At 70.2% G+C, this 25,211-nt stretch carries 22 protein-coding genes; 11 read left to right on the top strand and 11 right to left on the bottom strand.

The window, feature by feature from the left end:
* Positions 1-114: 114 nt before the first annotated feature.
* On the bottom strand, positions 115-897 hold the full coding sequence (nagB, locus tag OG966_RS03785; protein ID WP_326647912.1) for a glucosamine-6-phosphate deaminase: 783 nt from the start codon (positions 895-897) through the stop codon (positions 115-117).
* Between the two features lie 251 nt (positions 898-1,148).
* Between nagB and OG966_RS03780 the strand changes: the two genes are divergently transcribed.
* Complete coding sequence (locus OG966_RS03780; RefSeq protein WP_326647911.1) at positions 1,149-2,150, top strand: alpha/beta fold hydrolase; 1,002 nt, start codon at positions 1,149-1,151, stop codon at positions 2,148-2,150.
* A gap of 33 nt (positions 2,151-2,183) precedes the next feature.
* A complete protein-coding gene (locus OG966_RS03775; RefSeq protein ID WP_326647910.1) occupies positions 2,184-5,471 on the top strand; it encodes an ATP-binding protein in 3,288 nt (1,095 codons plus the stop codon).
* 146 nt (positions 5,472-5,617) lie between these two features.
* On the opposite strand, the gene OG966_RS03770 is transcribed toward OG966_RS03775, so the two are convergent.
* The 5 genes from OG966_RS03770 to dhaK all read right to left on the bottom strand — a co-directional run bounded on the left by OG966_RS03770 (position 5,618) and on the right by dhaK (position 9,832).
* A complete protein-coding gene (locus tag OG966_RS03770; protein ID WP_326647908.1) occupies positions 5,618-6,256 on the bottom strand; it encodes a class F sortase in 639 nt (212 codons plus the stop codon).
* Between the two features lie 85 nt (positions 6,257-6,341).
* Entirely contained in the window at positions 6,342-7,382 is a 1,041-nt protein-coding gene (locus OG966_RS03765; protein WP_326647907.1) for a hypothetical protein, read from the bottom strand.
* A 410-nt stretch (positions 7,383-7,792) separates the two neighbouring features.
* A complete protein-coding gene (locus tag OG966_RS03760; protein WP_326647905.1) occupies positions 7,793-8,203 on the bottom strand; it encodes a PTS-dependent dihydroxyacetone kinase phosphotransferase subunit DhaM in 411 nt (136 codons plus the stop codon).
* Positions 8,200-8,805, bottom strand: a complete 606-nt coding sequence (gene dhaL / locus OG966_RS03755; RefSeq protein ID WP_326647904.1) for a dihydroxyacetone kinase subunit DhaL — start codon at positions 8,803-8,805, stop codon at positions 8,200-8,202. Before dhaL ends, OG966_RS03760 begins: the two co-directional genes overlap by 4 nt.
* Before the next feature lie 34 nt (positions 8,806-8,839).
* Positions 8,840-9,832: a dihydroxyacetone kinase subunit DhaK gene (dhaK, locus tag OG966_RS03750; protein ID WP_326647903.1), complete on the bottom strand. Its 993-nt coding sequence runs from the start codon at positions 9,830-9,832 to the stop codon at positions 8,840-8,842.
* A gap of 415 nt (positions 9,833-10,247) precedes the next feature.
* Between dhaK and OG966_RS03745 the strand changes: the two genes are divergently transcribed.
* On the top strand, positions 10,248-10,709 hold the full coding sequence (locus OG966_RS03745) for a cyclic nucleotide-binding domain-containing protein (protein WP_326647901.1): 462 nt from the start codon (positions 10,248-10,250) through the stop codon (positions 10,707-10,709).
* Positions 10,710-11,228: 519 nt separating this feature from the next.
* Here the strand turns inward: OG966_RS03745 and OG966_RS03740 are convergent.
* The 3 genes from OG966_RS03740 to OG966_RS03730 all read right to left on the bottom strand — a co-directional run bounded on the left by OG966_RS03740 (position 11,229) and on the right by OG966_RS03730 (position 14,288).
* A complete protein-coding gene (locus tag OG966_RS03740; protein ID WP_326647900.1) occupies positions 11,229-13,283 on the bottom strand; it encodes a phosphocholine-specific phospholipase C in 2,055 nt (684 codons plus the stop codon).
* A gap of 383 nt (positions 13,284-13,666) precedes the next feature.
* Positions 13,667-14,062 (bottom strand): VOC family protein, encoded by a 396-nt coding sequence (locus OG966_RS03735; RefSeq protein WP_326647899.1) that lies wholly within the window; start codon positions 14,060-14,062, stop codon positions 13,667-13,669.
* Between the two features lie 55 nt (positions 14,063-14,117).
* A complete protein-coding gene (locus OG966_RS03730) occupies positions 14,118-14,288 on the bottom strand; it encodes a hypothetical protein (protein WP_326647898.1) in 171 nt (56 codons plus the stop codon).
* A 247-nt stretch (positions 14,289-14,535) separates the two neighbouring features.
* Between OG966_RS03730 and OG966_RS03725 the strand changes: the two genes are divergently transcribed.
* The 5 genes from OG966_RS03725 to OG966_RS03705 all read left to right on the top strand — a co-directional run bounded on the left by OG966_RS03725 (position 14,536) and on the right by OG966_RS03705 (position 19,486).
* Positions 14,536-14,784, top strand: coding sequence for a DUF5133 domain-containing protein (locus tag OG966_RS03725; RefSeq protein WP_326647897.1), 249 nt, complete (start codon positions 14,536-14,538; stop codon positions 14,782-14,784).
* 81 nt (positions 14,785-14,865) lie between these two features.
* On the top strand, positions 14,866-15,264 hold the full coding sequence (locus OG966_RS03720) for an STAS domain-containing protein (RefSeq protein ID WP_326647896.1): 399 nt from the start codon (positions 14,866-14,868) through the stop codon (positions 15,262-15,264).
* A 17-nt stretch (positions 15,265-15,281) separates the two neighbouring features.
* The gene (locus OG966_RS03715) at positions 15,282-15,770 is read left to right on the top strand and encodes an ATP-binding protein (protein ID WP_406733088.1); all 489 of its coding nucleotides are present in this window, start codon (positions 15,282-15,284) and stop codon (positions 15,768-15,770) included.
* A gap of 189 nt (positions 15,771-15,959) precedes the next feature.
* Positions 15,960-16,316, top strand: coding sequence for an ATP-binding protein (locus tag OG966_RS03710; RefSeq protein ID WP_326647894.1), 357 nt, complete (start codon positions 15,960-15,962; stop codon positions 16,314-16,316).
* A 230-nt stretch (positions 16,317-16,546) separates the two neighbouring features.
* Positions 16,547-19,486 (top strand): HAMP domain-containing protein, encoded by a 2,940-nt coding sequence (locus tag OG966_RS03705; RefSeq protein WP_326647893.1) that lies wholly within the window; start codon positions 16,547-16,549, stop codon positions 19,484-19,486.
* A gap of 46 nt (positions 19,487-19,532) precedes the next feature.
* On the opposite strand, the gene OG966_RS03700 is transcribed toward OG966_RS03705, so the two are convergent.
* On the bottom strand, positions 19,533-21,809 hold the full coding sequence (locus tag OG966_RS03700; RefSeq protein WP_326655075.1) for a SpoIIE family protein phosphatase: 2,277 nt from the start codon (positions 21,807-21,809) through the stop codon (positions 19,533-19,535).
* A gap of 211 nt (positions 21,810-22,020) precedes the next feature.
* A complete protein-coding gene (locus OG966_RS03695) occupies positions 22,021-22,401 on the bottom strand; it encodes an ANTAR domain-containing protein (protein ID WP_326647892.1) in 381 nt (126 codons plus the stop codon).
* A 380-nt stretch (positions 22,402-22,781) separates the two neighbouring features.
* On the opposite strand from OG966_RS03695, the gene OG966_RS03690 reads away from it, so the two are divergent.
* The 3 genes from OG966_RS03690 to OG966_RS03680 all read left to right on the top strand — a co-directional run bounded on the left by OG966_RS03690 (position 22,782) and on the right by OG966_RS03680 (position 25,090).
* Positions 22,782-23,300 (top strand): ATP-binding protein, encoded by a 519-nt coding sequence (locus OG966_RS03690; protein ID WP_326647891.1) that lies wholly within the window; start codon positions 22,782-22,784, stop codon positions 23,298-23,300.
* A 128-nt stretch (positions 23,301-23,428) separates the two neighbouring features.
* On the top strand, positions 23,429-23,653 hold the full coding sequence (locus OG966_RS03685; RefSeq protein ID WP_326647890.1) for a DUF6458 family protein: 225 nt from the start codon (positions 23,429-23,431) through the stop codon (positions 23,651-23,653).
* Between the two features lie 114 nt (positions 23,654-23,767).
* A complete protein-coding gene (locus tag OG966_RS03680; protein ID WP_326647889.1) occupies positions 23,768-25,090 on the top strand; it encodes an NAD(P)/FAD-dependent oxidoreductase in 1,323 nt (440 codons plus the stop codon).
* Positions 25,091-25,211: the final 121 nt, after the last annotated feature.

The following is a 25,211-nucleotide window of genomic DNA, read 5'->3' as shown; positions in this document are numbered from 1 at the left end:
TGCTGAGCGAGCGCACCGTATCAACTCATGGGCGGTGTCGAGCCGTTGTGGCGCGAATTATGTCTCGACTGGAACATTCCTCTTTCTGCCGGGACGGCGGCGGCGCCCGCGTCCTTATATGCCCTGCCAGCCGGGCTTGGCGGCGTAGGTGTCGCGGAAGTAGTCCGCGCGTTTGAGGCTCGAGGCCGCCGCCTCGTCGACCACGACGGTGGCGTGCGGGTGGAGCTGCAGGGCCGAGGCGGGCACCACTGCCGACAGTGGGCCTTCGACAGCGAGCGCGACGGCCTCGGCCTTCGCCTCGCCGGTGGCCAGCAGCACCAGATGACGGGCTTCCAGGATGGTGCCGATGCCCTGGGTGATGACGTGGTGGGGGACCTCGTCGAGGCCGCTGAAGAACCGGGCGTTGTCCCTTCGGGTCTGCTGGGTCAGCGTCTTGATCCGGGTGCGGGACGCGAGCGAGGAGCAGGGCTCGTTGAAGCCGATGTGCCCGTCGGTGCCGATGCCGAGCAACTGGAGGTCGACACCGCCGGCTTCGGCCAGCGCACGGTCGTAGGCAAGGCAGGCGGCCGCGACGTCCTCGGCGGCGCCGTCGGGGCCCATGAAGGAGGCATCGGTCAGGCCGAGTGGCTCGACGACCTCACGGAGGACCACCGAGCGGTACGACTCGGGGTGGCCGGAAGGCAGCCCTACGTACTCGTCGAGCTGGCAGATCCGGGCGCGGGAAGCATCCACGTGCGCGGCGCGCACCTTGGCCGCGAGGGCCTCGTAGATCGGCAGCGGGGTCGATCCTGTGGCCACGCCGAGGAGCGCGTCGGGCTTGCGTCGCAGCAGTTCGGCCATGGCTTCGGCGATGAGCTCGCCGGCGGCGGCGGAGTCCGGAACGATGACAACTTCCACGGAGATCCCTGTCTCGAGGCGCAAGTGGTGTAGACCAATCTACCTCGTGGGTGGGGGTGCTGTCGCGTGAAGAGTGTCCTTACATATGAATGCGCCCATGTGAATGCGCCCGCCACCGGCGACTGCACGGGGCGCGCGCGAGCCCGCGGCTTCGAAAGCCGTACCCGGAGTGAAACCTGCCGGAAATCCCCGGTGCGGCGGCGGTTCTACGCTCGGATGAGGAACCGCGGGGGACACGGGAGGTGAACGGGATGGCCGCCGGCCTCGGACCGCACGCGACGGACCGGAGCAGACTGCGCTCCGTGAGCGAGGGCGATGTGGAACTGCGCCACCATGTGGTGCACGGCTACCGCCGCGCCTACCGGATCGCCGGGGACGGCCCTGCCGTCCTGCTCATTCACGGCATCGGAGACTCCTCCGCCACCTGGGTCGACCTCATGCCGGGTCTGGCCCGCAGATACACCGTCATCGCGCCCGATCTGCTGGGCCACGGAGCCTCGGACAAACCCCGTGCCGACTACTCGGTGGCGGCCTACGCGAACGGCATGCGCGATCTGCTCGGCGTGCTCGGCATCGACCGGGCCACGCTCGTCGGCCATTCGCTCGGCGGTGGGGTGGCCATGCAGTTCGCGTACCAGTTCCCCGAGCGCACCGAACGACTGGTCCTGGTCGGCGCGGGCGGTGTCGGCGGGGAGGTCAATCCCGTCCTGCGAGCCGTCTCGGTGCCCGGCGCGGACCTCCTCCTCTCGGCACTTTCCCTGCCCGGGATGCGGCGGGCGACCGGCCTCTTCACGCGGCTGATCAGGCGGCTGGACACCGATCTCGGGCAGGACGCGCCCGAGCTGCTCAACCTGGTGGACGCGCTGCCGGACGCGACCTCGCGCAGCGCCTTCATCCGCACGCTGCGAGCGGTCGTCGACTGGCGCGGCCAGGTGGTGACCATGCTCGACCGCTGCTATCTGACGCAGGGAATGCCAACCCTGCTGCTGTGGGGATCGCGCGACGGCGTGGTGCCGATGCAGCACGCGTACGGGGCCCACGACGCCATGCCGGGGAGCCGCCTGGAGATCTTCGAGGGAGCGGGCCACTTTCCCTTCCACGCCGACCCGGCGCGCTTTCTGGCGCTGGTCGAGGACTTCATCGAGACCACGCGGCCGGCCGACTGGAGTACGGAGCGCTGGCGGGAGCTGCTGCGTTCCGGGCGCGAGGTCGAGGACATCCTGCAGCTGGCGAGCGAGCGCAGCGCGACCTGATCGGCAGGGACAGCCGGCAGGGACAATGGGCCGGTGATCTATCGCTACCGCGTACTCGGCACCACTCAGGCGCTCCGCCCGGACGGCACCGGCGCACCGCTCGGCGGTGCCCGACTGCGGGCGCTGCTGGCCGCGCTGGCCGCGGGCGGTGGGCGGACGGTGGACGCCGAGGAGCTGGTCGCCCAGGTGTGGGGCGAGGGCGAGGAGCGGCCCGCCGATGAGACGGCGGCCCTGCAGGCGCTGGTGGGACGGCTGCGGCGAACGCTCGGCAGAGCGACGGTGGAGTCCGGGCCCGGCGGCTACCGGCTGGCGGCGGACCGGGACGACATCGATCTCTTCCGCTTCGAGCGGCTGGCGTCGCAAGGGACCGCCGCACTCGATGCCGGGGACGCGGCAAGGGCGGCCGGTCTGCTGGACGAGGCCCTTGAGCTCTGGCACGGCCGGGCGCTCACCGATCTGCCCGGCCGGGACGGCGATCCACTGGCCGTGCGCGCGGAGCGGCGCCAATCCGAGGCGCGCCGCACTCGGCTCGCGGCCGAGGTGGAACTGGGCCGGGCGGAAGAAGCGCTCGCCGAAATCACGGCGCTCGCCGCCGCGGCTCCACTGGACGAACCGCTCCAGGCGCTCCGGATCCGGGCCATGCGGACGGCGGGACGGCAGGCCGAGGCGCTGCAGGCGTACGAGGACATACGGGTGCGCCTCGCCGATCAGCTCGGTACGGACCCCGGCGGCGAACTACGGTCTCTGCATGCCGAGTTGCTGGCCCATGACGCGCAAAAACCCGTCGCGCGAGGCAACCTGCGCGTCAGGCTCACCTCCTTCGTGGGCCGCGAGGTCGAACTGGCCGACCTCGCGGAGCAGTTGAGTGCCCGCCGCTTGGTGACCCTGCTCGGCCCAGGCGGCGCGGGCAAGACCCGGCTGGCCATGGAGTCCGCCGGAGCCGCGGCAGGGACATGGCCGGACGGGGTCTGGGTGGCCGAACTCGCACCGGTACGCGACGGAGAGACCGTTCCCGAGGCGGTTCTGACCGCACTCGGGGCCCGGGAGGCCCACGTGCGCGGACCGGCCGCCGCGGAGGCCACGACCCGCGATCCGCTGGCCCAACTGGTCGAGTACTGCGGACGGCGGAGGATGCTGCTCGTCCTGGACAACTGCGAGCATGTGATCGACGCGGCGGCCCGGCTGGCGGAGGCGGTGCTCACCGGGTGCCCGGGTGTGCGGGTGCTGGCCACCAGCCGTGAGCCGCTCGGCGTCCCGGGCGAAACCGTACGCGGCGTCGGTCCGCTGCCGCAGGACGTGGCGCTGCGGCTGCTCGCCGAGCGCGGCGCGGCCGCCCGCCCCGGTTTCCGTACGGACGACGACGCGGAGGCCTGCGCCGAGATCTGCCGCAGACTCGACGGACTGCCGCTCGCCGTAGAACTGGCCGCCGCCCGGCTGCGCGCCCTCACCCCGCGACAGATCGCGGACCGGCTGGACAACCGTTTCCGGCTGCTCAGCAGCGGGAGCAGAACCGTACTGCCCAGGCAGCAGACGCTGCGGGCGGTGGTCGACTGGTCCTGGGACCTGCTGGACGAGGACGAGCGGGCCGTACTGCGCCGGCTTGCCGTCTTCTCCGGCGGCTGTGCACTGGCCCAGGCGGAGGCCGTGTGCGGGGCGGCCGCCCTCGATCCCCTCGAGCCCCTCACCTCGCTTGTCGACAAGTCGCTGGTGGTCGCCGTCCCTGACGGTCCCGGCGGTCCGGACGGCATGCGCTACCGGCTGCTGGAAACCGTCGCCGAGTACGCGGCGGAGCGGCTTGAGGAGGCCGGTGAGCGGGCCGATGCCGAACGACGGCACATGAGCGCCTACCGAGAGCTGGTCCGCGCCGGCGATCCGGAGCTGCGCGGCCCGCGCCGGGCCGAGTGGCTGGGGCGGTTCGAGACGGAGCACGACAACGTACGCACCGCGCTGCGCACCGCCGTCCGCCTGTCGGAGGAGCAGGAGGCGCTCTGTCTGGTGCTGTCCATGAACTGGTTCTGGCAGCAGCGCAACCACCAGGCGGACGCCCGTACCTGGTCGTCGGCGGCCGCCCGGCTCGGCTCCGACCCTTTCCGGTCGCCGGTACGGGTCGCGGTGCCGCTGGAGGAATGCTGCACCGACGCTCCGCCGCCCTGGCCCGATGAGCAGCTGTGGGAGGCGCGGCGCGGGGTGCGGCTGATGGTGCTCGGGAGCAGCACGGACGAGGACACCGCCCTGGGCGATCCGCGGATGCAGGCGTATCTTCGCCGGATCGTCGCCGCCTACCGCCCGGGGCTGCCACAGATCTGCCGGCAGCCGGGCTCCATGTGGTTCTTCGCCCGGTTGATGACGGGCGAGTTCGACGGGCTTGCCGAGACCATGGACGCCATCGTCGCGAGCTGTGAAGAGGCTCATCGGCCGAGTCGCCCGGGTCAGGACTGGCATCTCGCTTTCGCGCTGCTGCTGCGGGCCAAGCTGCGCGGCTACCGCACCGGCGGGCTCGAACAGTCCACGGGCGACGCCGGCCGGGCGCTCGCGCTGTTCGAGACCGCGGGCGACCTGTGGGGTATTGCCGAGTCGCTGTCCGCCCGCGGGGAGGCGTTCGAGTGGCGTGGCCGGTACGAGGAGGCCGCCGCGGACTTCGAGCGGGCCATGCGGATCTCCACCCGGGTCGGCGCCCACGCCCAAGTGTCGATCTCCAAAGCCCAGTTGGCGTCGGTGCGACTACGGACGGCCAGGACCCCGGCGGACACGGAGCGCGCCGAGCGGCAGCTGGTCGAGGCGGTGGCGGAGTCCGGCGAGTTCGCGGCGGAGGCCCTCAGTACGGCCCGGATGCTGCTGACCCAGTACTACGGCCGCACCGGCCGCACCGGTCCGGCACGGGAACAACTCGTAGAGGCGGAGAACGAGTTGGCTACCGGCACGCCGGGACTCTTCAGTGGCATCCTGGCCGGGGTGTACGGCTGGCTCGACTGCATCGACGGGGAGTACGGACGGGCCCGCGGCCGGATCGAGGAGGCGGTGCGGCGGCTGGAAAGCCTGGCGTATCTGCTCGACCCGCAGCTGATTGTCGACCAATTCCTGTGTGCCTCATGGGCGATGGCGCATCTGGGGGCGGCGCGGGACGGGGCACGGCTGCTCGGGGCGTACGACCGGGGCAGCCGACAGCCCGGCGGTCTCGGCTTCCGGCCGTTCGCCGAGGAGAAGGAGCTCCGGCAGCGGGCGGAGTCCGACCTGCGTGCGGCGCTGCCGGGACAGACGTACGAGCGCGCGTACGCCGAGGGCGGCGGCCTGTCCGCACGGGAAGCCGCCGCCCTGATCTGACCGGCCTCGGCCGGCCGCCTGCGGCTGCCGGTCCGGTTGACCCACGTCGCCGGGGTCACCCGGCTGAACCCGCACATGGCCACCGTCACAGAGGGCGCCTACAGGCGACCGGCAGGCCGCCCGCACGGGTCTCCGCGGGCGGGCCGTCAGCGGAGCTCGACCAGGCGGGCGAAGACCACGACGTTGCCGTCGTACCCGGTCTTCTCCGTATAGTCGCCGCCGCAGGTGATGACCCGCAGCTCCGGCTCCGGGCCGTCCGCGTACACCCGTGCCGCGGGGAACTCCTTCTTGGCGAACACCTCGACGTCGTACACAGCGAACACGGCCCTGCGTCCGTCCTCGCGCGGGATCTCGATACGGCTGCCCGGCTCGAGGGCGCCGAGCTCATAGAAGACGGCCGGCCCCGCCTTGTTGTCGACGTGGCCGACGATGACGGACGTGCCCCGCTCGCCCGGGCTGACCGACTCCCGGTACCAGCCGGCGAGGTTGCGGTTCTCCAGTGGCGGGGGTTCCACCCAGCCGTCCGCGTCGAGGCCGACCTCGATCAGCGGGGCGTCCACCTTGACGGACGGGACGGTGATCCGTTGCGGCGCGGAGTGGGGCACCGGAGGGGGTGCGGGTGCGGGTGGCAGCGGATCCGCTGTGGCGTGCCGGACCGCGACTGCGGAGCCGGGCTGGGGCGGGCCGTCGGCGACCTGCGTGGTTCCGTTGCGCAGGAGGAACAGTCCGAGCAGCAGCACGCAGACGACCGTGAACCAGGCGCCGCGCCTGTCGTACGTACGCATAGCCCTTCCTTGTGCTTCCTCAGGCCCTCATTTGGTGCTCCGCCGCGCCTGACCCTCGGTGACCCGGGGCGGCGGAGCCGCTCTGTCACCCCCGGACGCTGTCACCGGCGCGGCGGCGCAGCAGAGAGACGCTGCCGCCGAGCGCGCCCGCGAGGAGAACGGAGCCGAGTGCGATCTGCGCGGGGCTCAGATCGGAGACGCTGCCGCCGGCGCCGCCCTTGACGCCTCCGTCGGGCTTCCCGTTTCCGGATCCGCGGTCGGGCTTTCCGTTTCCGGATCCGCGGTCGGGCTTTCCGTTTCCGGATCCGCGATCGGGCTTCGCCGTGCTGGTGCCTGCGTCAGGTTTCGCGGCGGTGCTGGTGCCTGCGTCAGGTTTCGCGGCGGTGCCGGTGCCTGCGTCGGGCTTCGCCGTGCCGGTACCTGTATCGGTCCCGGTGCTCATCTCGGTGGTGTCGGCACCCGTTCCCGTCGTGGTGCCGGCGTCGCTTCCGGTGCCGGCATCGGCCTCGGTGCTCATCTCGGTGTCGGTGTCGGTGTCGGCGTCGGTCCCGGTGCTCATCTCGGTACCTGCGTCGGCCCCGGTGGTCATCTCGGTGGAATCGGCACCCGTTCCCGTTCCGGCACCCGTTCCCGTTCCGGCACCCGTTCCCGTTCCGGCACCCGTTCCCGTTCCGGCACCCGTTCCCGTTCCGGTATCGGCTCCCGTTCCGGTATCGGTATCGGTACCCGTACCCGTTCCCGTCGCGGTACCGGCGTCTGCGCCTGTTGCCGTCCCGGTGTGCGAGCCGGCGCTGCCGGTGATGGTAAGGGGCGTGGTGCCCTTCTCTCCCTTGCAGACGAAGGTGACGTCGTACTCGGCATCGGGTTTGGCGTCCGCGGCGATCTTCGTGGTGGCGGGCCGGCCTTCGTTGAGAGTGACGGTCTTGAAGACGCCGGAGGAGGCCGTCACGGTCGGCGCCTCGCACTCGGTTGCATGGAGCGTCACGGTGCCGCCGGGCGCGACAGTCGCAGGGGAGGCGGTGAAATCGAACGACGTCATGTCGTTCCCGTCGGCGGCGGCCGGGGCGCCGATCGCCAGCGCGGCGGTGCCGATCAGTGCGAAGGAGGCGACACGTATCGCACGCATGGTGAATTCTCCGAATTCCCGAGGCGCAGCCACGGATGTATTCCGCGAAACGTAAGAAATACACCTCGATGGAGAAGACGCTATGAGTGCCCATGGGGGTGCCGCATGTGGCAGGGGCTGCCCGGCCCGGTGTGTCACCGCCGTCTGTCGCCGTGGCCGTGATGGTCGTGCCAGGTCACGCGGTATGGCCGGGCGCCTTGTCGATCCGTCGGGCGCGCAACTCCGAAAGGGTGACGGGGTCACTCCGGCGGGCTCTACGGTCCAGAGCCCGCCGGAGCAGGGCGGCCGGCCGCTGACGGGGCGTCACGGACGACTCGGTCACCTGCCCGAGCCCGACCCCTGCGCCCATCCGAGCCCGCGCTCGCTTCCGTAGAGACGAGCGGCATCGCCTCGGACGGCTTCCGCGGGCGTCACACCTTCCGGTACTCGTACGCCTCCGAGGCCGCCGCTTGGACCGCGTCCAGGTCGCCGCCCGCCGACGCCGTGACCACGGCGGCCACCGCGCCCTCCAGGAACGGCGCGTCCACCAGCCGTGTGCCTTCCGGGAGTTCGTCACCCTCGGCCAGCAGAGCCTTTACCGTCAGTACGGCGCTGCCCAGATCGACGAGCACGGCCACCCCCGTACCCTGGTCGACCGAGGCGGCCGCCGCCGCAATCAGCTCCGAGCTGGTGCCGAGGTCACCGTCCGTAGTGCCGCCCGCCGACGCGACGGGCGCCGTTGTGCCGCCGCCCGCGAGCCCCGTCGCCAGCTCGGCGACAGCCGCGGCCACCTCCCTGCTGTGCGAGACCAGCACGATCCCGACCGGCTTGGCGTCGCTCATCCCGCCACCTCCACCAGCGCGGCGATCAGCAGGGCCGAGGAGGTCGCCCCCGGATCCTGGTGCCCGATGCTGCGCTCACCCAGATAGCTTGCCCTGCCCTTGCGTGCCTGCAGTGGCACGGTCGCGAGCGCGCCCTGCTCGGCCGCCTCGCTGGCCGCCGCGAACGACGTGGTGGTGTCGCCGAGGGCCGCGACCGCCGGCTCGAGCGCGTCCAGCATCGTCTTGTCCCCGGCCTTGGCGCCGCCGAGCTGCGCCACCGCGGCCACACCCGTGCGCAGCGCCTCGGCGAACTGCCCCGGCGTCACCTCGGCGTCGTCGCCGAGCGCCTTGCCCGTACGCCGCAGCAGCGTCCCGTACAGCGGACCCGATGCGCCGCCCACCGTAGAGATCAACTGCCGTCCGGCCAGCGTGAGTACGGCCCCGGGGGTCGGCGGCGCCTCCTTCTCCAGGGCCGCCGTCACCGCCGTGAACCCGCGCTGGAGATTGCTGCCGTGGTCGGCGTCACCGATCGCCGAGTCCAGTTCGGTGAGACGGTCCGCCTCGCGGTCCACTGAGACCGCGGCGGCCGTCAGCCAGCGGCGGAAGAAGTCGGCGTCGAGCACATGAACTCCCTGTGATGAGTCGGGCGTGGACGGGTCAGCGACCCCAGCGGAGCCCGGGTGTCTCTACCGGCGCGTCCCACAGCCGCAGCAGCTCCTCGTCGACCTGGCAGAGCGTCACAGAGCAGCCGGCCATGTCGAGCGAGGTCACATAGTTCCCGACGAGGGTACGGGCCACGGCCACGCGATGCTCGGTGAGTACGCGCTGCACCTCGGCATTGAAGCCGTACAGCTCCAGCAGCGGAGTCGCCCCCATGCCGTTGACGAGCACCAGCACCGGGCCCGTCGGAGGCCGATCCTCCAATACCGCATTGACCGAGAAGTCCGCGATCTCCCGCGACGTCATCATGGCGCGCCGCTCACGCCCGGGCTCACCATGAATACCGATGCCCAACTCCAGCTCGCCCGAAGGGAGATCGAAGGTAGGACTGCCCTTGGCGGGTGTGGTGCCGGCGCTCAGCGCGACACCGAAACTCCGGGAGTTCTCGTTCACCTGCCGGGCGATCGCCTCGACCCGCTCCAACGGCGCGCCCTCCTCGGCGGCCGCGCCCGCGATCTTCTCGACGAACAGGGTCGCACCGGTGCCGCGGCGGCCCGCCGTGTACAGGCTGTCGGTCACCGCCACATCGTCGTTGACCAGGACCTTGGCGACACGTACCCCTTCATCCTCGGCGAGCTCGGCGGCCATGTCGAAATTGAGGACGTCGCCCGTGTAGTTCTTGACGATGAACAGCACCCCCTCGCCGCTGTCCACGGCAGTGGCCGCCCGCGCCATCTGATCGGGGACGGGAGATGTGAAGACCTCTCCGGGGCAGGCGGCGGCGAGCATTCCGGGGCCCACGAACCCGCCATGCAGCGGCTCGTGCCCCGAGCCGCCACCGGACACCAGCCCCACCTTCCCGGCGACGGGCGCATCGCGCCGTACGATCACCCGGTTCTCCACGTCCACGGACAACTCGGGGTGCGCGGCCGCCATGCCACGGAGTGCATCCGCGACAACGGTCTCCGGCACATTGATGAGCATCCTCATGACTACCTCCAGGTGAGATCGGCAGGTGAGCCGCCGGCCAGGGGCTTCGCTGTCGGGCTGGGGAACTGTCGGCTTAAGTCCAGTATCGACGGAACTCTGTCCCGGGTCACGGACAACGACGCCGGGTCCGGGCAACCGGCCGGCGCCGACAGCGGGCCGGGCCGCTCCGGGCCGGGACGGCGGTGGACAGCGGCGGAGCCGCCCGTGGTACGTCTCGACGGCCGGGCGCCGCCTCCATAGGCCACCTACCGTGGTGTACAGGAGGGAGCCGAAGGCGGCTGGGGCCATGACGTGCGGCTGCCGAGCCCTGCCGGTCCTCTCGCCGCCGCGCAGTCCGGGGGCAGGCCGCGCAGTCTGGAAGAAGGAGAGACACCATCCCGGGCCCCTGCTGCGGCCCCGAGGGACGGAGACAGCGATGACCACGGTGGCCCCACTGCTGAACATGCTGCCGCCGGAAGGCCGCGACAGGATGATGGAACTCGCAACGGAAACGGCGTTCGCGGCCGGCACACGCATCTTCGAGGAGGGCTCGCGCGCGGATCGCTTCTGGATCATCCGCACGGGATCCGTCGACCTCGACATGCACGTTCCGGGACGGCGCGCCGCCTTCGTCGAGCAGCTCGGCCCGGGAGATCTGCTGGGCTGGTCCTGGCTCTTCCCGCCGCGCAGCTGGCATCTGGGCGCCGCGGCGGCCACCCCGGTCCGGGCGCTCGAATTCGACGCCGCGAAGGTGCGAGCCCTGTTCGATGAGGAGCCGGAGCTCTACCAGGCGCTCACACTCCGTATCGCGGAGGTGATCGCACACCGGCTCCAGTCCGCCCGGGGCCGCCTGCTCGATCTGTACGGACCCGCCGGCGGCGGAAACCTGCGTCGCTGACGGCCGCACCGTGCCGGCCGATGTCCGCTTCAGCACCGGCCTCCGTCCACGAGGCCGCCGCGGCCTCATGGACGCCCGGGCAGCAAGGGGCCGAAGGTCCGCGGCGAGGGCCGAAATGCCTCGCTTCGCACCGCAGCGGGCGTGTCCCGCAGGGGCGTCGGTCCGGTGCCGCACCGTACTGGGGAAGCGGCTGGGCCGGGTCGAAGTGCAGCCTGGCCCGTACCGTGTCGGGTCCACGGAACCGTGAGGCGAAGGCGACCAGCTCACAGCTGTTCCTGGGCCGGCAGTCGACCGCACGACCGTCGATGCTGGTGAACGAGACCGACACGGCGATCTCCCGGTCCATGCGGCCCTGGTCGGCGCGCCTTCGATGCTGCTGCGGTCATGGACGACCTTGACGACCGCGCCCGCCTCGGACCCGACGGTGACGTCGCCGTCAGATGCGGGACGACGGCCGTCCGCGAATTCCGCGGGCGGCCGTCGTTGTTCAGCGGGTCGTTCAGCGGGTCGGTCAGCGGGTCAGACGGTGATAATGGCCGGGTCGCTCACGCCGGGCTGCCCGTTCTCGACGTGTCCGGCGAACCGGCGCAGGAATGTGCTGTCCTTGTCGGACACCACGGTCAGGTCGTACCAGCGCCTACTGGCGCGCAGGTCCACCGTGTGCACCACGCGCGAACCCTTGCGCACCGTGAATGTCTCGCGCTTCCCGCCGTACGCGTTGGTGACCTTCACGTGGCAGTCGACGCTGCCCCCATTGGTCATCGTCAGCTCGAGACAGCCGCCCGGGACATGGCGGGCCGTCACCTCGGGGCCCGCGGTTCTACCGGGTCCCCTGAAGGTGCGCAGAAAGCCGTTCGGGCCGAACACCGAGAGGTCGTACACGTCCTTCGAGTAGGCCGTGTTCCAGGTGTCGGAGAGCTTCTTGCCGGCTTCGGCGGTGTACGTCCACGGTCCGTCCGTGCGGTTCGCCGACGTGACGGAGAAGCACGCGCCCGCCGTTGCGCCGCCGCTGAAGGTGAGTGTGAAGCGGCCGGTCGTCGGCGTCGCGGCCCCGTCGACCAGCGGTGCGTACGGCAGCGGGCGCGCGGGCCTCGAACCCCGCTCCTGCTTGGGCAGCACCGGGTTGGCAGGCGGCTTCGGCACGTAGCTGGGGTGCCGCTCGCGGTCCGGCGGCTCGTACCCGTCGGTGCCGGGGAGCGAGGCGGGCCCGGTGTCCTTGAGACGGAAGTCGAAGGCCGAGGCGAGGTCGCCGCAGACGGCACGCCGCCACGGTGAGATGTTCGGCTCGCCCACGCCGAAACGGCGCTCCATGAACCGGATGATCGAGGTGTGGTCGAAGACCTCGGAGCACACGTAGCCGCCGGTGCTCCAGGGGGATACGACGAGCATGGGCACACGCTGGCCGAGACCGTAGGGTCCGGCGGCGTAGTTGCTGTTCCCGCCGAAGTGGTCGAGCTTGGCGTCCACGGTGGACAGGCCCTGGGCGGCGGAGGCCGGCGGGTAGGGCGGGGTGATGTGGTCGAAGTAGCCGTCGTTCTCGTCGTACGTGATGAACAGCGCGGTCCTGCTCCACACCTCGGGGTTGGCCGTGAGCGCGTCCAGCACCTGCGAGATGTACCAGGCACCGTAGTTGGCGGGCCAGTTGGGGTGCTCGCTGAAGGCCTCGGGCGCCGCGATCCAGGAGATCTGGGGGAGCTTTCCGGCCTTCACATCGGCCTTGAGTATGTCGAAGTAGCCGTCGCCGCCCTTCGCGTTCGTGCCGGTGCGCGCCTTGTCGTGGAGCGGATCGCCGGGCTTGGCATTGCGGTACTTGTTGAAGTACAGCAAGGAGTTGTCGCCGTAGTTTCCGCGGTAGGCGTCCTCGATCCAGCCCCAGGAGCCGCCGGCGTCCAGGCCGTCGCCGATGTCCTGGTAGATCTTCCACGAGATCCCGGCCTGCTCCAGCCGCTCGGGATACGTTGTCCAGTCGTATCCGGCCTCGTCGTTGCCGAGTACGGGCCCGCCGCCCTTGCCGTCGTTGCCGGTGTGCCCCGTCCACATGTAGTAGCGGTTGGGGTCGGTGGCCCCGATGAACGAACAGTGGTAGGCGTCGCACACGGTGAACTTGTCGGCGAGCGCGTAGTGGAACGGGATGTCCTCGCGCGTCAGATACGCCATCGTCCCCGCGGATTTGGCGGGAATCCACTGGTCGTACTTGCCCTGGTTCCAGGCCTTGTGGCCGCCCTGCCAGTCGTGGTTGAGCCCCTCGATGAACTGCATGCCGAGGTCCTCGGCGTCCGGGCGGTAGGGCAGTACGTCCTTGGTGCCGTCCGACTGGTGCCAGACCGACTTGCCGCCGGGCAGTGTGACGGGACGGGGGTCGCCGAAACCGCGTACGCCCTTCAGCGCGCCGAAGTAGTGGTCGAACGAACGGTTCTCCTGCATCAGCACGACGATGTGCTCGACGTCCTTGATGGTGCCGGAGCGGCGGCTGGCGGGGATGGCGGCGGCGCGGTCGATGCTGCCCTCCAGGGCCGCGAAGCCAGCGGTCGCGCCTGCGATCTGGAGGAAGCGACGCCGATTGAGTTCAGGCATGAGAGTGGGCACCTCTTGGAGTGAGGAGACAGAAGTGAGCGGAGTTTCCAAGAGGAGCGAGCGGAAAGGAAGGGGCGGTGTCGTCTGTGTGACAGCACGACGTACGCGCCGCGAACAGCGCAGCCGGTCCCCTGTTGAGGCCGGACGGCGCCTGATGGCGCCGTGGCCGGGAAACCGGCGGCGCGGCGCCGGCGCCACGGTTCGGTGGTCGGCCGCGACGAACGAACTCGCGGATCCATGGCCGACGCGACACCGCCTCGGTGGTCAGGTGCCGGAGGAGGAGCTCCCGGGCGGACCACGGCCTTGGGCTGTGGTCCGCCGCGAACGCCGTTGAGCGCGGACGCCACATCGACGCCTTGCTCACCGGACGTGGCGGCCGGGAGTCAGAGCTCCGGCACCTGAGGAGTCACTGCCAGGGAGAAGGAGTGTCCGGCCGGGTCGGCATAGACGCGTACATCGCGCGGGCCGCCGTTGTCCTTGGTGTCCACCGGCCGGGCGCCGAGGCTGATCGCCTCGCGTTCGGCCTCGTCCATGTCACCGCGGGCCACCAGGATGCGCAGATGCGACTGCTGGGAGTCCTCCGGCCGTGGCCAACTGGGTGGCGCGTAACCGTGATCCTTGCGAACCGCCAGATGTACGCCGTCGTGACCGATGACTTCCACGAAGTCGGGGTCGTGCCCGATGCGCAGCTCCGCGTGGAGCAGGCCGGCATAGAACTCCGCCAGCTCTGCGGGCTCGGCACAGTCCAGGACGAGGACACTCGTTTTTTCGACCGTCATGGGCTGTCGGGTACCCGTGGCCCTCAAGAGCACACCGCGTTCATGGCGCGGGCGTTCAGCGCCGTTCGACGGGGTCCTGGTGGACCGGGCCGCTCTGCCGCAGTACTTGGTCCGCGTGCTGATGGGTGAGCGCCGCGAAGGTTCGGGCCTCGTTGAGAACATCGCCGCGCTCGCGGACCATCTGGTCGTAAATCGGCGAACCTGGGGTATGGGACTGGGAGGACACGCTTCGGGATCTCTTTCAGTGTCGGGCAGTGAACAGACGGGGCGCTCCTGCCCGCAAGGGCGCCGATCATGCTGAGTGAATGGTGTGGCAGGGCCCTGGTTACTGAAAGTAATCACACGAATGGCGGGTGTGAATGCGCCGCGCGAGAATGAACGGCCGGGTGACGCTCTTTCGAGCGGGAGCCCGCTCCGATAGTCCGCCCTTGTGGCCCGACGCCCGCTGGTGCTTTCAGTCAAGGAGGGCACTGATGTTGATGCCGGATGCAGGTGTGATCGCCGGGCTGATGGCCCGCTACCGGGCTCAGGAACGCCTCGTTCTTGTCGCCCCCCACGACCCTCGTGCCCGGAGCCGCTTCGAAGACACCGCGTACACCCTGTGCGTGCTGATGGGTGAGCGCACGGCCGCCGAGGCCGTCATCGCGGCGGAACGCTACATCGCGCAGACCCGGCCGAATCAGCGGCCCGTGCAGCGGCAGACCGCACCCCGGCGGTGCTAGTTCCTCCTCGGGCTGGCCGCGTCGGCCCGGTCGGGCAATAGTCGAATGGACCGGAAGAACGTCAGGAGGCGGGAGAACCCCATGGTGTCGGGAGTAGCCGGGCAGCCGCCGGGGGAGGGTGCGCCCGGCAGAGGGCGTCTCCGTGTCGAAGTGAGAGCGGGCGCCGACGCCGTCGTACTCGTACTCGACGGCGAACTCGATCACGACACCGCCCTGCCGCTGCGTGAGGCACTCGTCGAAGCCGTGGAGGCACGAGCCGAGCGGATTGTGGTCGACTGCGCCGACCTGCGGTTCTGCGACTCCACCGGCCTGAACGTACTGCTGCGGGCGAGGCTCGCGGCGAGTGAGGCGGGTGGCCGCGTGGAGCTCGCCGGGCTGCGACCACCGGTGGCGCGCATGTTCGACATCACGGGCGCGCACGCGGTGTTCCGGGTGTACGCCACTGTCGACGAGGCGCTGGCGGATCAGCGGCCGAAATAGCGGAGGAGCCGATGGGCATGAGCCTCCGCGGGCAGGGGCAGACCCGACGTCTGGCGCTGTTCGGGACCAAGGGGGTGGTGAGCCGCTGCCGTGACTTCACCAGAGAGGCGCTGGAGGACTGGGGCTGGATGCCCGCCGCGGCGGGGGCCCAGGCGGAGGAACCGGCGGAGGAACCGGCGGCGGGAGAGGCGGAACTCGTCGAGGACGTGCTGCTCCTCGTCTCCGAGGTGGTCACCAACGCCTGTCTGCACGCGGGCGGGCCGACGGAACTGGTGCTGATCCATGCCGGCGAACGGCTGCGGATCGAGGTCGCCGACGCCAGCCCGGAGTCTCCGAGGCCCCGGCCGCCCCGAGACGCCTCTCAGCCCGGCGGCCACGGTCTGATCGTGCTGCAGCGGCTCTCGCGGAGCTGGGGCTGGGCCCCGCGCGGCGGCGGCAAGGTCGTCTGGCTCGAGGTCAGCTCTCCCTCGGGCGCCGAGCCGGCTCGTCCCACCCGGAACCGGTAGTGACTCGTCGTGCCCGGAACGGTTGGTCGCCCTGGGGAGCGCGTCGTCGAGCAGCGCGGTACGAAGAGTCGCGTCCCGGTTCTGATGCTTTGATGTCGGTTTATGGGGCACCGGCAGGATATGGATCGGGCACAGAAAGAGCGGCGAGCGACCTACAGCCGCCGATTTCCGCTGGGGGGCGGGCCGGGCGTGGTGGGTCAGTGCCGCGACCTGACGCGGCAGGCGCTCGACGAGTGGTTCAGCCTCTCCGGCCCGGCCGGGAGCGTCGTACGAGGTGATGTGCTGCTGCTTGTCTCCGAGGTCGTCACCAATTCCTGTATGCATGGTGGGGCCCCGTGCGAGCTGAGGCTGGACCGGACCCCCGGGCGTCTGTGGGTCCAGGTCAGCGACACCAGTCAGGTGCGGCCGCGGCCTCATGGCCCGCACCGTGCGGCCCGGTCTTCGGGGCATGGCCTCTATCTGCTCGAGCGGCTCTCCGCCGGCTGGGGATGGGTGCCGCGCGGAACCGGCAAAGCGGTCTGGTTCGTGGTGGCCGTCCCCGAGTGACCGGGCGGCGCGTGCGGGACCGGGCCGTCCCCGAGTGGCCGGGCGGCGTCTGCGGGACCGGGCGGTGTCGGCGCGGGACCGGGCGCTGCCTTGGTCACCGGAGGATGTGTGCCTGCTGCCCCGGGTGTCCGGACCGATACCGCGTGCCACAGTGGGAAGAGCCGTTGAGACCGCCACGCCGCGGCATCTCACGGCACGGCGACGCAAGCCACGACAGCGCGAGGTCAGCGATGGATGTGCCTGCCCACACGCCTGATCCCCAGCAGGCCCGGCTGCCCGCAGAGCTGAGCGAGGAAGGGCTCAGGAAACTGCTGGCCGGGCTCACAGCCGTACGGGACGGTGACCTCTCGGCCCGGCTTCCCGAGGCCGAAGGGCTGCTCGGCGAGATCGCGGTCATCTACAACGGCATGGTCGACCAGTTGACGCTGGTCACCTCCGAGGTCACCCGGGTCGCCCGGGAGGTCGGCGGACAGGGACTGCTCGGCAGTCACGCGCAGGAACCGCGCGTCAGTGGCGTGTGGCAGGAGCTCACCACCGGCGTCAACACCATGGCGGACAACCTGACGTCCCAGGTCCGGTCCATCGCCCAGGTCGCGACCGCCGTGGCTCGCGGCGACCTCACCCAGAAGATCAGGGTGGAGGCGCGCGGGGAGATCCTGGAGCTCAAGGAGACCATCAACACGATGGTGGACCGGCTGTCCTCGTTCGCGGAGGAGGTCAGCCGGGTCGCTCGCGAGGTGGGAACGGACGGCAAACTCGGTGGTCAGGCCACCGTCCGAGGAGTGTCGGGCACCTGGAAGGACCTGACCGACAACGTCAACTCCATGGCGACCAACCTCACCAACCAGGTTCGCAACATCGCCCAGGTCACCACGGCCGTCGCCGGTGGCGACCTGACGCGCAAGATCGATGTCGACGCGCGGGGGGAGATCCTGGAACTCAAGACCACGATCAACACCATGGTCGACCAGCTGTCCTCCTTCGCCGCCGAAGTCACGCGGGTGGCCCGTGAGGTCGGCAGCGAAGGGCGGCTGGGAGGCCAGGCCGAGGTGGAAGGGGTTTCCGGTACCTGGAAGCGGCTCACCGAGAACGTCAACGAACTGGCCGGCAATCTGACCCGCCAGGTGCGTGCCATCGCCGAGGTGACCAGCGCGGTCGCGGAAGGCGATCTCACCCGGTCCATCACGGTGGAGGCCCCCGGCGAGGTCGGAGATCTCAAGGACAACATCAACGCGATGGTGGAGTCGCTGCGGGCGACGGTCCGGGCCAATGAGGAACAGGACTGGCTCAAGACCCATCTGGCCCGCATTTCGAGCCTCATCCAGGGGACTCGAAGCCTCTCCGCGGTTGCCGAGCTGATCATGACGGAGGTGCCCCCGCTCGTCTCCGCCCAGTACGGCGGCTTCTTCCTGACCGGGGACGAGGGCCGTGGAACAGAGCTGGTCATGATCGCCGCCTACGGTGCGCCCGACGACCCGGCAGCAGGACCGCGCCGTTTCCTGCTGGGCCAGTCGCTCGTCGGCCAGGCCGCGCAGAGCCGCCGGACCATCACCGTGGAGGACTTGCCGCCCGGCTACGCGACCATCGTGTCCGGCACCGGCCGTATGGACCCCAGCAACCTGATCGTGCTGCCGATCGTCGTGGAGGAGCAAGTGCTCGGCGTCATCGAACTGGCAGCGCTGCGGCCGCTGACCGACATCCACCGGGACTTCCTCGACCAGTTCATCGAGACGGTGGGAGTGAATGTCAGCTCGCTGATCGCCAATGTGCGTACGGACGAACTCCTGGACCAGTCGCAGCGGCTGACGGCCGAACTCAGCGCCCGCTCCGGAGAGTTGCAGGCGCGTCAGGAGGAGCTGCAGCGCTCCAACGCCGAGCTGAAGGAGCAGGCGGCGCTGCTGGCGGACCGCAACCGGGACATCGAGCGCAAGAACCTGGAGATCGAGCAGGCCCGCCAGGAACTGGAGGCCCGCGCCCAGCAGCTCTCCCGCACCTCGATGTACAAGTCCGAATTCCTGGCCAATATGAGCCATGAATTGCGTACACCGCTGAACAGCCTGCTGATCCTTGCCCAGTTGCTCGCGCAGAACATCGAGGGGAACCTGACGCAGAAACAGGTCGACTACGCCGAGGTGATTCACTCCGCGGGGTCCGACCTGCTTCAGCTGATCAACGACATCCTGGACCTGTCGAAGGTCGAAGCCGGAAAGATGGACATCCACGCCGAGCCGTTCGCGCTGCACCAGCTCCTGGAGTACGTCGAGGCGACTTTCCGTCCGGTGGCGAGCGAACGCGAGCTGGAGTTCCGCGTGATCGAGACGCCGGGACTGCCCGACGAACTCGTCACCGACGAGTCCCGGCTCCGGCAGGTGCTGCGCAATCTGGTCTCCAACGCACTGAAGTTCACCGAGCAGGGCAGCGTCGAACTGCGCGTCCGCCCCGCCGCGGGTGACGAGCTGCCCCCTGCCCTGTACGACCGCGGTCCGGTTGTCGCCTTCCGTGTCACCGATACCGGAATCGGCATCCCGGCCGACCGTCTGCAGAGCGTGTTCGGAGCCTTTCAGCAGGGCGACGGCACTACATCCCGCCGCTACGGCGGCACCGGCCTCGGACTGTCCATCAGCCGGGAGGTGGCTCAGCTCCTCGGCGGTGCCATCGTCGCGGAGAGCGCCGTGGGCCGGGGCAGCTCTTTCACGCTCTACCTGCCGGCGCGCGCCCCGGCGCTCCATCAGCGATCGCTCGACGGTACTCAGGAGGACTCGGACGCTGTGCCCAGCGGCGGCGAACCGGCCATCGGACACACGGTGTTGGTGGTGGACGACGACACCCGGAACATCTTCGCGCTGACCCAGGTCCTGGAACGCGAGGGAATGCTCGTGCTTCAGGCGGACAACGGCAGAGCCGGGATCGATCTGCTCATGGCGCACGACGAGGTGGATCTCATCGTGATGGACGTGATGATGGCCGGGATGGACGGCACCGCCACCATGGCAGCGATCAGGGAACTGCCCCGCTTCGCCGATGTGCCGATCATCGCGGTCACCGCCAAAGCCATGCCGGGTGACCGCGCCAAGGCCCTGGCCGCAGGGGCCAATGACTATGTGGCCAAACCCGTGGACGCGGACAATCTGATGGCGAGAATCCGAATGTGGCTGGCGCGCGGCGGCTGAAGGCGAGGGGCGGCGCCCTGCCCGACAACGGCCCGGCAACGGCCCGTCAGGGGTCCGCGCAGACGCGGACCGCGATGAGACTCGTGTCGTCGTCCGTGTCGCCCGTGGCGCCGCTCAGCAGCCGGTCGGCCTGCTCCTCGACCTCGCACGAGCTCAGCTTCTCCGCCGCCAGCCGGAGTGTGGCCAGACCCTCGTCCAGTCCGTCATGGCGGCGCTCGATGAGTCCGTCCGTGTACAGCAGCAGTGTGTCGCCCGGCAGTAGCTGCGTGGTCGTCTCCCGGTAGGCGAAGGACGGCACAGCCCCCAGCAGGATGTCCCGTGGCGGATCGAGCAGCCGCGCTCTGCCTTCGCGTACCAGCAGCAGCGGCAGATGCCCGGCGCTCGCCCAGCACAGCGTGCGGTCGCCCGGATCGTAGAGCGCACAGACCGCGGTGGCGGTCGGGTGGCCCTGCGTGCTCAGTGTGACGTCGTTCAGCCATTCCATGAGCCGAGCGGGGGTGTGCCCGGTGAAGGCCAGTGCCCGCAGCGCGTTCCGCAGGGCGACCATTCCGGTGGCGGCGTCGATACCGTGCCCCGCTATGTCGCCGACCGCCACCAGCACCTTGCCGTTGGGCAGCGGGACGACGTCGTACCAGTCGCCGCCCACGCGGTATTCCTGAGCCGCGGGCCGGTAGCGGGCCGTGGCCTGCAGTCCGGGCAGCCGCTGAAGGGCGGGCATCTCGGGGACGATCGCCTGCTGGAGCTGGAGAACCAGCCGGTGCCGCAGCGCTGCCTGCGCCTGTACCGCGGTGAGCTGGTCGAACGTCGCGCTGAGGGCGACCTCCGTATGGAATCCCGCGGAGACGTCCTGGTAGACGCCGGTGATTCCGGTGAGGGCGTCCTCATCCATGAGGGGCTCCGCGGCGATACGTACATGTCGCAGTCCGCCGTCGTCACGGATGAGGCGGATGACCGCGACCGCGCCCTTGCGCCGCTCGGTCAGGGTCGTGAGAAGTTCGGCCAGATCGTCGCCGTCCTCCGGGTGCACACGGAACCTCAGGTTGGCGAGGGGGATCGGTTCCGACTCCCGGTCGATGCCGAGAATTCCGTACGCCTGTTCACTCCACGTCGATGTGCCCCTGGTGAGATCGTCCTCGAAAGGCGCGACGCCCTGCAGCTGGCCCAGCGCACGTATGGCGGACATCCGCCGGTCGCTGTCGGTGTGCCACAGCACGGCGGTGCGTTCGGCGCCGACCGGCAGGACCCGGACGTCGAGAAGAGACGTGCGGGCGTCCGCGCCGTGCTCCGGCGGCAGCCTGGCCGCGCGCTGAAGTGAGGTGCCGGAGTGCGCGCGCTGGGAGAGAAGCGCGAGATCGGAGTAGTGCCGGGGCAGCGCGACTTCGAGGGGCTGCCCGGTCTGGTGTGTCCCGCCGAGAGCTTCGGATGCCGGCTCGTTGAGGTGCTCCACCGACAGCTCCGCGGTGGCCGGATCGCGGCGCAGGATCATCGCGGGATGGGCCAGCGCGTCGACCAGGTCGTCGAGGAGCGGTGACGATGACGGTTCGGCGTCCGTGGCGTTAAGGACCCTCGCCGCCACTTCGATCACGTCGGTGAGCGCCCGCCGGACGCCTTCGTCAAGATCCGCGCGGCCCGGCCAGACGGCGAGAGCCAGCCCTACGGTCGTGCCCCTGAGCCGCAGCGGGAGGACGGCACGGGCAGCTTCGGGGCCGGGGCCGGGCAGCGCCACATCCGGTGACGGCCCGGAGGGCAGCCAGACCGGCGAGCCTTCTGCGATGACCTGCTGGAACAGCGCCGGGGCCGCCGGCGGGATCCACTGCCACCGCGCCGCTTCCCCGGCGCTCACCCCGGCGTGTCCGGCGAGGCTGAGACAGTCGGATTCTGTGAGCCGCCACAACCAGAGGCTCTCCACCCCGAGCGGGCTCATGCCGCCCTTCAGCAGGGTGTCCGCGGCCTCGCTGACGGTGTCGTTCGCCTCGGCGGCGGTGGCGACGCGGCGTATCCGGCGGGCCTCGGCAACGGCTTCTCGGCCACCGGCGGGCGTCGCGGGTGGCGCGACGGCCATGGTTCCCGCCGCGCTGTTCACGATGTCCGCGGCGAGATCTTCGGTGCTCAGGCCGGTTGCCCCGGCGAGCCGCACGAGGTGTTCGGCCGCCTCGGCGGGAGACGCCTCCAGCTGGGTCACCAGGATCCCGGTGGCCAGGTCGATCAGATGCCGTCGGGTGAGTCGCTCGCGGAGAATGGCGTTCTCGGCGGCCAGGCTGTCGACCGCTGCGGACAGTTCTTCGCGCCCGCCGCCCGAAGCCGGAGGCTCCTGCGCAGGCATGGTCACGACTACTCCCATTCCAGGCAGACAGCGCGAAGTATCTGATCGCGCCCGATCTGGATTCTACGCGGACCTCCCTTGCCAGGCAGCCGGCCAGGACCCGGTTTTCCCGCTGCGCCGCAGGTCACACTGGTCGGTACCCGGCCGCGGCGGTATACGGCGCAGCGCAGGTTCGTGGGTCTGAAGGTCCTCAGGGGTGTCGCACGCCCCGTCACTCCCGACGGTGGTCGGGCAGGGCCGAGAGCGCGGAGCGCAGTGCCGCCCGGATCGGCTCGGCAGGCGGTTCTCCTGCGACGCCTTCCACGATGTGCTGCGCGATATCGCGGAGTTTGATGTTCGTGTGCTGGGAGACGCTCACCAGCACTTGCCAGGCCTGGTCCGGCGTGCATGAGGCGGTCGCCATGATGACCCCGCGCGCCATGTCGATCACCGGGTGCGTGCTGAGCGCGTGGCGCAGACCCGCCAATTCCTCCCGCAGCGCCTGCACTTCGAGGTTCGCGCCGACTACGCGGTACTGCGTCTCGTCCGAGGCCGCCCACGCCGCGGCAGAAGTGCTCCGGGGGGCGGATCCGGTGTCGTCCATCCGCGTCATGCTCATGCTCCCTTTCGGCTCCCGGGGCCGGTTGGCACGCCCTGCGCCTCCGCCACGCTGCTGCCCTGAGAACCGGGCAGGACACGTGATCGCGGGCTGCCTGGCCGAAGGAAATCCCTCCGAGCGGCGTTTCGGGCGCCGTGATCGCGGTACTGGACCAGGACGTTCTCTGCGTACGAGGGAACGGAGGCGCCGGTCCAGTTGGGCCCATCAGCTGCCGGCGCCGCCCCATGCCGTGGTGGCGGTTTGTCCCGGCGCGTTGCGGTTTGACGTATTCCGGGTGCAATCTGATAGTGACCCAGAAGCGACAAAGGCTCACTCTTCGTACTCGGGGTTCCGCATGCGAATGGGTGAAGCCGTCGCGGTGAGGAGCCACGGTCATGAACGTTCCGGACACCTGCCGCTACAGCATCGAAGTGTCGGCATCAACCGAGCGGATCCCGCAGATCCGGCGCATTCTCGCAGCGCACCTTCGGTACTGGAGCCTCGAGCCCCACATCGTGCCGGTCTGTCGTGCCGTCGACGAGCTCGTCGGCAACGTCGTACAGCATGTGCCGGGCGACAAGACGTGTGTGGTGGAGCTGCGTTGGACCGGGAGGCACGTGATCGCGTCCGTGGCCGACAAGGACCACCGGATGCCCCGGATCCACACGTCCTCCCCGTCGAAGGGCGGACTGGCCACGGTCGCTGTCCTCAGCGACAGCTGGGGGACGTGCGGCACGGCCACGGGCAAAGTCATCTGGTTCAGCAGGCGCGCGAAGGCTGCGCAGCGCGTGGCTGCGAAGCGGCCGGCACCGATGCCGTTGTTGCGCGAGTTCAAGCCGCTGTCCTCGAGCTCGCCGGTTCCTGGGGACGTTGTCGTGGCAGGTGGCGAGCCCGCTGTGGCGGCGCGCGTCTGAAGCGCATGTCCGAAGGGCCGATGCCCAGATGCATGGGGCTCGTACACGTATGAGACTCGTTCACGCATGGCTGGTCCCGGCGCGGGTACTCGGTCGCGACCAGCCGTTCGTACCGAAAGGTGAGTCATATGGGTCTCGGTGGGTGCATCATCCTGATCGCCGCAGGAGCGATTCTCACGTTCGCCACAGACTGGAAGGTGCAGGGCGCCAACCTCGACGTGGTCGGCCTGATTCTGATGGCCGTCGGCATCATCGGCGTCGCCACCTTCACCAGCATCGCCAAACGTCGTCGTGTCGTCGTGCCGCCGGCGACGCCGGTGATCGATGAGGAGCGAGGCCGCCGCTACGAGTGACGGTTCCGGTTTGGCGCGGTGGCCCAAGAGGCATCCGCGCCGGGCCGTTCGCCGCACCACCCCTTCCCGCAACACACCTTCCGCACCACACCTGCTCCCGCACTGGAGTCGATTGTGAGTCGTAGCCGTGTTGTTGTCGTCGGAGCCGGGTTCGCCGGCTTCCAGGCCGCTCGCGCTCTGTCCCGGACCGTCCGGGACCGGGCCGAGATCATCGTGCTCAACCCCACCGACTACTTCCTCTATCTGCCGCTGCTGCCACAGGTCGCCACGGGGATCCTGGAACCGCGCAGGGTGACCGTCTCGATCCCCAACGCCCTGCCACGGGTACGTCTGGTGCTCGGCGAGGCCACCGGGGTCGACCTGGCGGAACGGAAGGTTCACTACACCGATCCCGAAGGCCGTTCCGGCGCGCTCGCGTACGACCGCTTGGTGCTTGCCGTCGGAAGTGTCAACAAGCTGCTTCCCGTGCCCGGGATCGCCGACCACGCGCATGGCTTCCGTGGTCTGCCGGAGGCGCTGTATCTGCGCGACCACATCACCCGCCAGATCGAGATGGCCGCCGACGCCGCGACCGCCGAGGAGAGCGCCTCCCGTCGCACTTTCGTGGTCGTCGGCGCCGGCTACACCGGCACCGAAGTCGCCGCCCAGGGAAAGCTGTTCACGGACGAACTGACACGTAAGCGGCACACCGGGGAACGGCACGGCCGGGCCCGCTGGCTGCTGCTGGACGTCGCCGACCGGGTGCTGCCCGGGCTGGACCCCAGGCTGTCCTCGACGGCCGACCGGGTACTGCGCCGTCGCGGCGTGGACGTGCGCACCGGGACCTCCGTCAAGGAGGCCACCCATGCCGGAGTCCAGCTGGACGACGGGGAGTTCGTCGACACGAGGACGCTGGTCTGGTGCGTCGGCGTACGTCCCGACCCGCTGGTGTCCGAGGTCGGACTGCCGGTCGAGCGCGGCCGTCTGGTCGTTGACTCCCGGCTGAACGTGCCCGGCCACCCCGAGATCTTCGCCTGCGGCGACGCGGCGGCTGTACCCGATCCGACCCGGCCGGGGGAGTACACGCCGATGACGGCCCAGCACGCCTCCCGGCAGGGCAAGCTGGCCGGACTCAATCTCGCCGCCACTCTCGGCCACGGCGAACAGCGCAGCTACGAACACCACGATCTGGGCTTCGCCGTGGACCTCGGCGGGGTCCAGGCCGCGGCGAATCCGCTGGGCGTCCCGCTGTCGGGACCGCTCGCGGGCGCCGTCACCCGCGGCTACCACCTGGCCGCCATGCCGGGGAACCGGGTGCGCGTCGGCGCCGACTGGCTGCTGGACGCGGTTTTGCCGCGCCAGTGCGTCCAGCTGGGCCTCGTCCACTCCGAGGCGGTTCCTCTGGACAGCGCCTCGCCGGAACTCCCCCGACTCCCGGGAGCTCCTCCCAGGCAGTGACAGGTGACCAATGCGCTCGACCAGGCACGTACCGAGTCCTGGCCGGAAAGGGACGGTGGGGACGCCGGGGAAAATGATGAACGGCGGCCCTCAGGGCCGCCGTTCAACATGTGATTCTTTT

It is taken from the genome of Streptomyces sp. NBC_01750, assembly GCF_035918095.1.
In the GTDB taxonomy this organism is placed as follows: Bacteria; Actinomycetota; Actinomycetes; order Streptomycetales; family Streptomycetaceae; genus Streptomyces.
This window is presented reverse-complemented; position numbering and strand designations above follow the sequence as displayed.

Bases quoted from the DNA above. Each gene is read 5' to 3' on its own strand.
- OG966_RS03765 (WP_326647907.1), bottom strand. From the start codon at position 7,382: ATGCGTGCGATACGTGTCGCCTCCTTCGCACTGATCGGCACCGCCGCG.
- OG966_RS03720 (WP_326647896.1), top strand. From the start codon at position 14,866: ATGGTGTCGGGAGTAGCCGGGCAGCCGCCGGGGGAGGGTGCGCCCGGC.
- OG966_RS03735 (WP_326647899.1), bottom strand. From the start codon at position 14,062: ATGACGGTCGAAAAAACGAGTGTCCTCGTCCTGGACTGTGCCGAGCCC.
- dhaK (WP_326647903.1), bottom strand. From the start codon at position 9,832: ATGAGGATGCTCATCAATGTGCCGGAGACCGTTGTCGCGGATGCACTC.
- OG966_RS03780 (WP_326647911.1), top strand. From the start codon at position 1,149: ATGGCCGCCGGCCTCGGACCGCACGCGACGGACCGGAGCAGACTGCGC.
- OG966_RS03705 (WP_326647893.1), top strand. From the start codon at position 16,547: ATGGATGTGCCTGCCCACACGCCTGATCCCCAGCAGGCCCGGCTGCCC.
- OG966_RS03725 (WP_326647897.1), top strand. From the start codon at position 14,536: ATGTTGATGCCGGATGCAGGTGTGATCGCCGGGCTGATGGCCCGCTAC.
- OG966_RS03690 (WP_326647891.1), top strand. From the start codon at position 22,782: ATGAACGTTCCGGACACCTGCCGCTACAGCATCGAAGTGTCGGCATCA.
- OG966_RS03760 (WP_326647905.1), bottom strand. From the start codon at position 8,203: ATGAGCGACGCCAAGCCGGTCGGGATCGTGCTGGTCTCGCACAGCAGG.
- OG966_RS03695 (WP_326647892.1), bottom strand. From the start codon at position 22,401: ATGACGCGGATGGACGACACCGGATCCGCCCCCCGGAGCACTTCTGCC.
- OG966_RS03715 (WP_406733088.1), top strand. From the start codon at position 15,282: ATGAGCCTCCGCGGGCAGGGGCAGACCCGACGTCTGGCGCTGTTCGGG.
- OG966_RS03685 (WP_326647890.1), top strand. From the start codon at position 23,429: ATGGGTCTCGGTGGGTGCATCATCCTGATCGCCGCAGGAGCGATTCTC.
- OG966_RS03770 (WP_326647908.1), bottom strand. From the start codon at position 6,256: ATGCGTACGTACGACAGGCGCGGCGCCTGGTTCACGGTCGTCTGCGTG.
- OG966_RS03745 (WP_326647901.1), top strand. From the start codon at position 10,248: ATGACCACGGTGGCCCCACTGCTGAACATGCTGCCGCCGGAAGGCCGC.
- OG966_RS03700 (WP_326655075.1), bottom strand. From the start codon at position 21,809: ATGCCTGCGCAGGAGCCTCCGGCTTCGGGCGGCGGGCGCGAAGAACTG.
- OG966_RS03740 (WP_326647900.1), bottom strand. From the start codon at position 13,283: ATGCCTGAACTCAATCGGCGTCGCTTCCTCCAGATCGCAGGCGCGACC.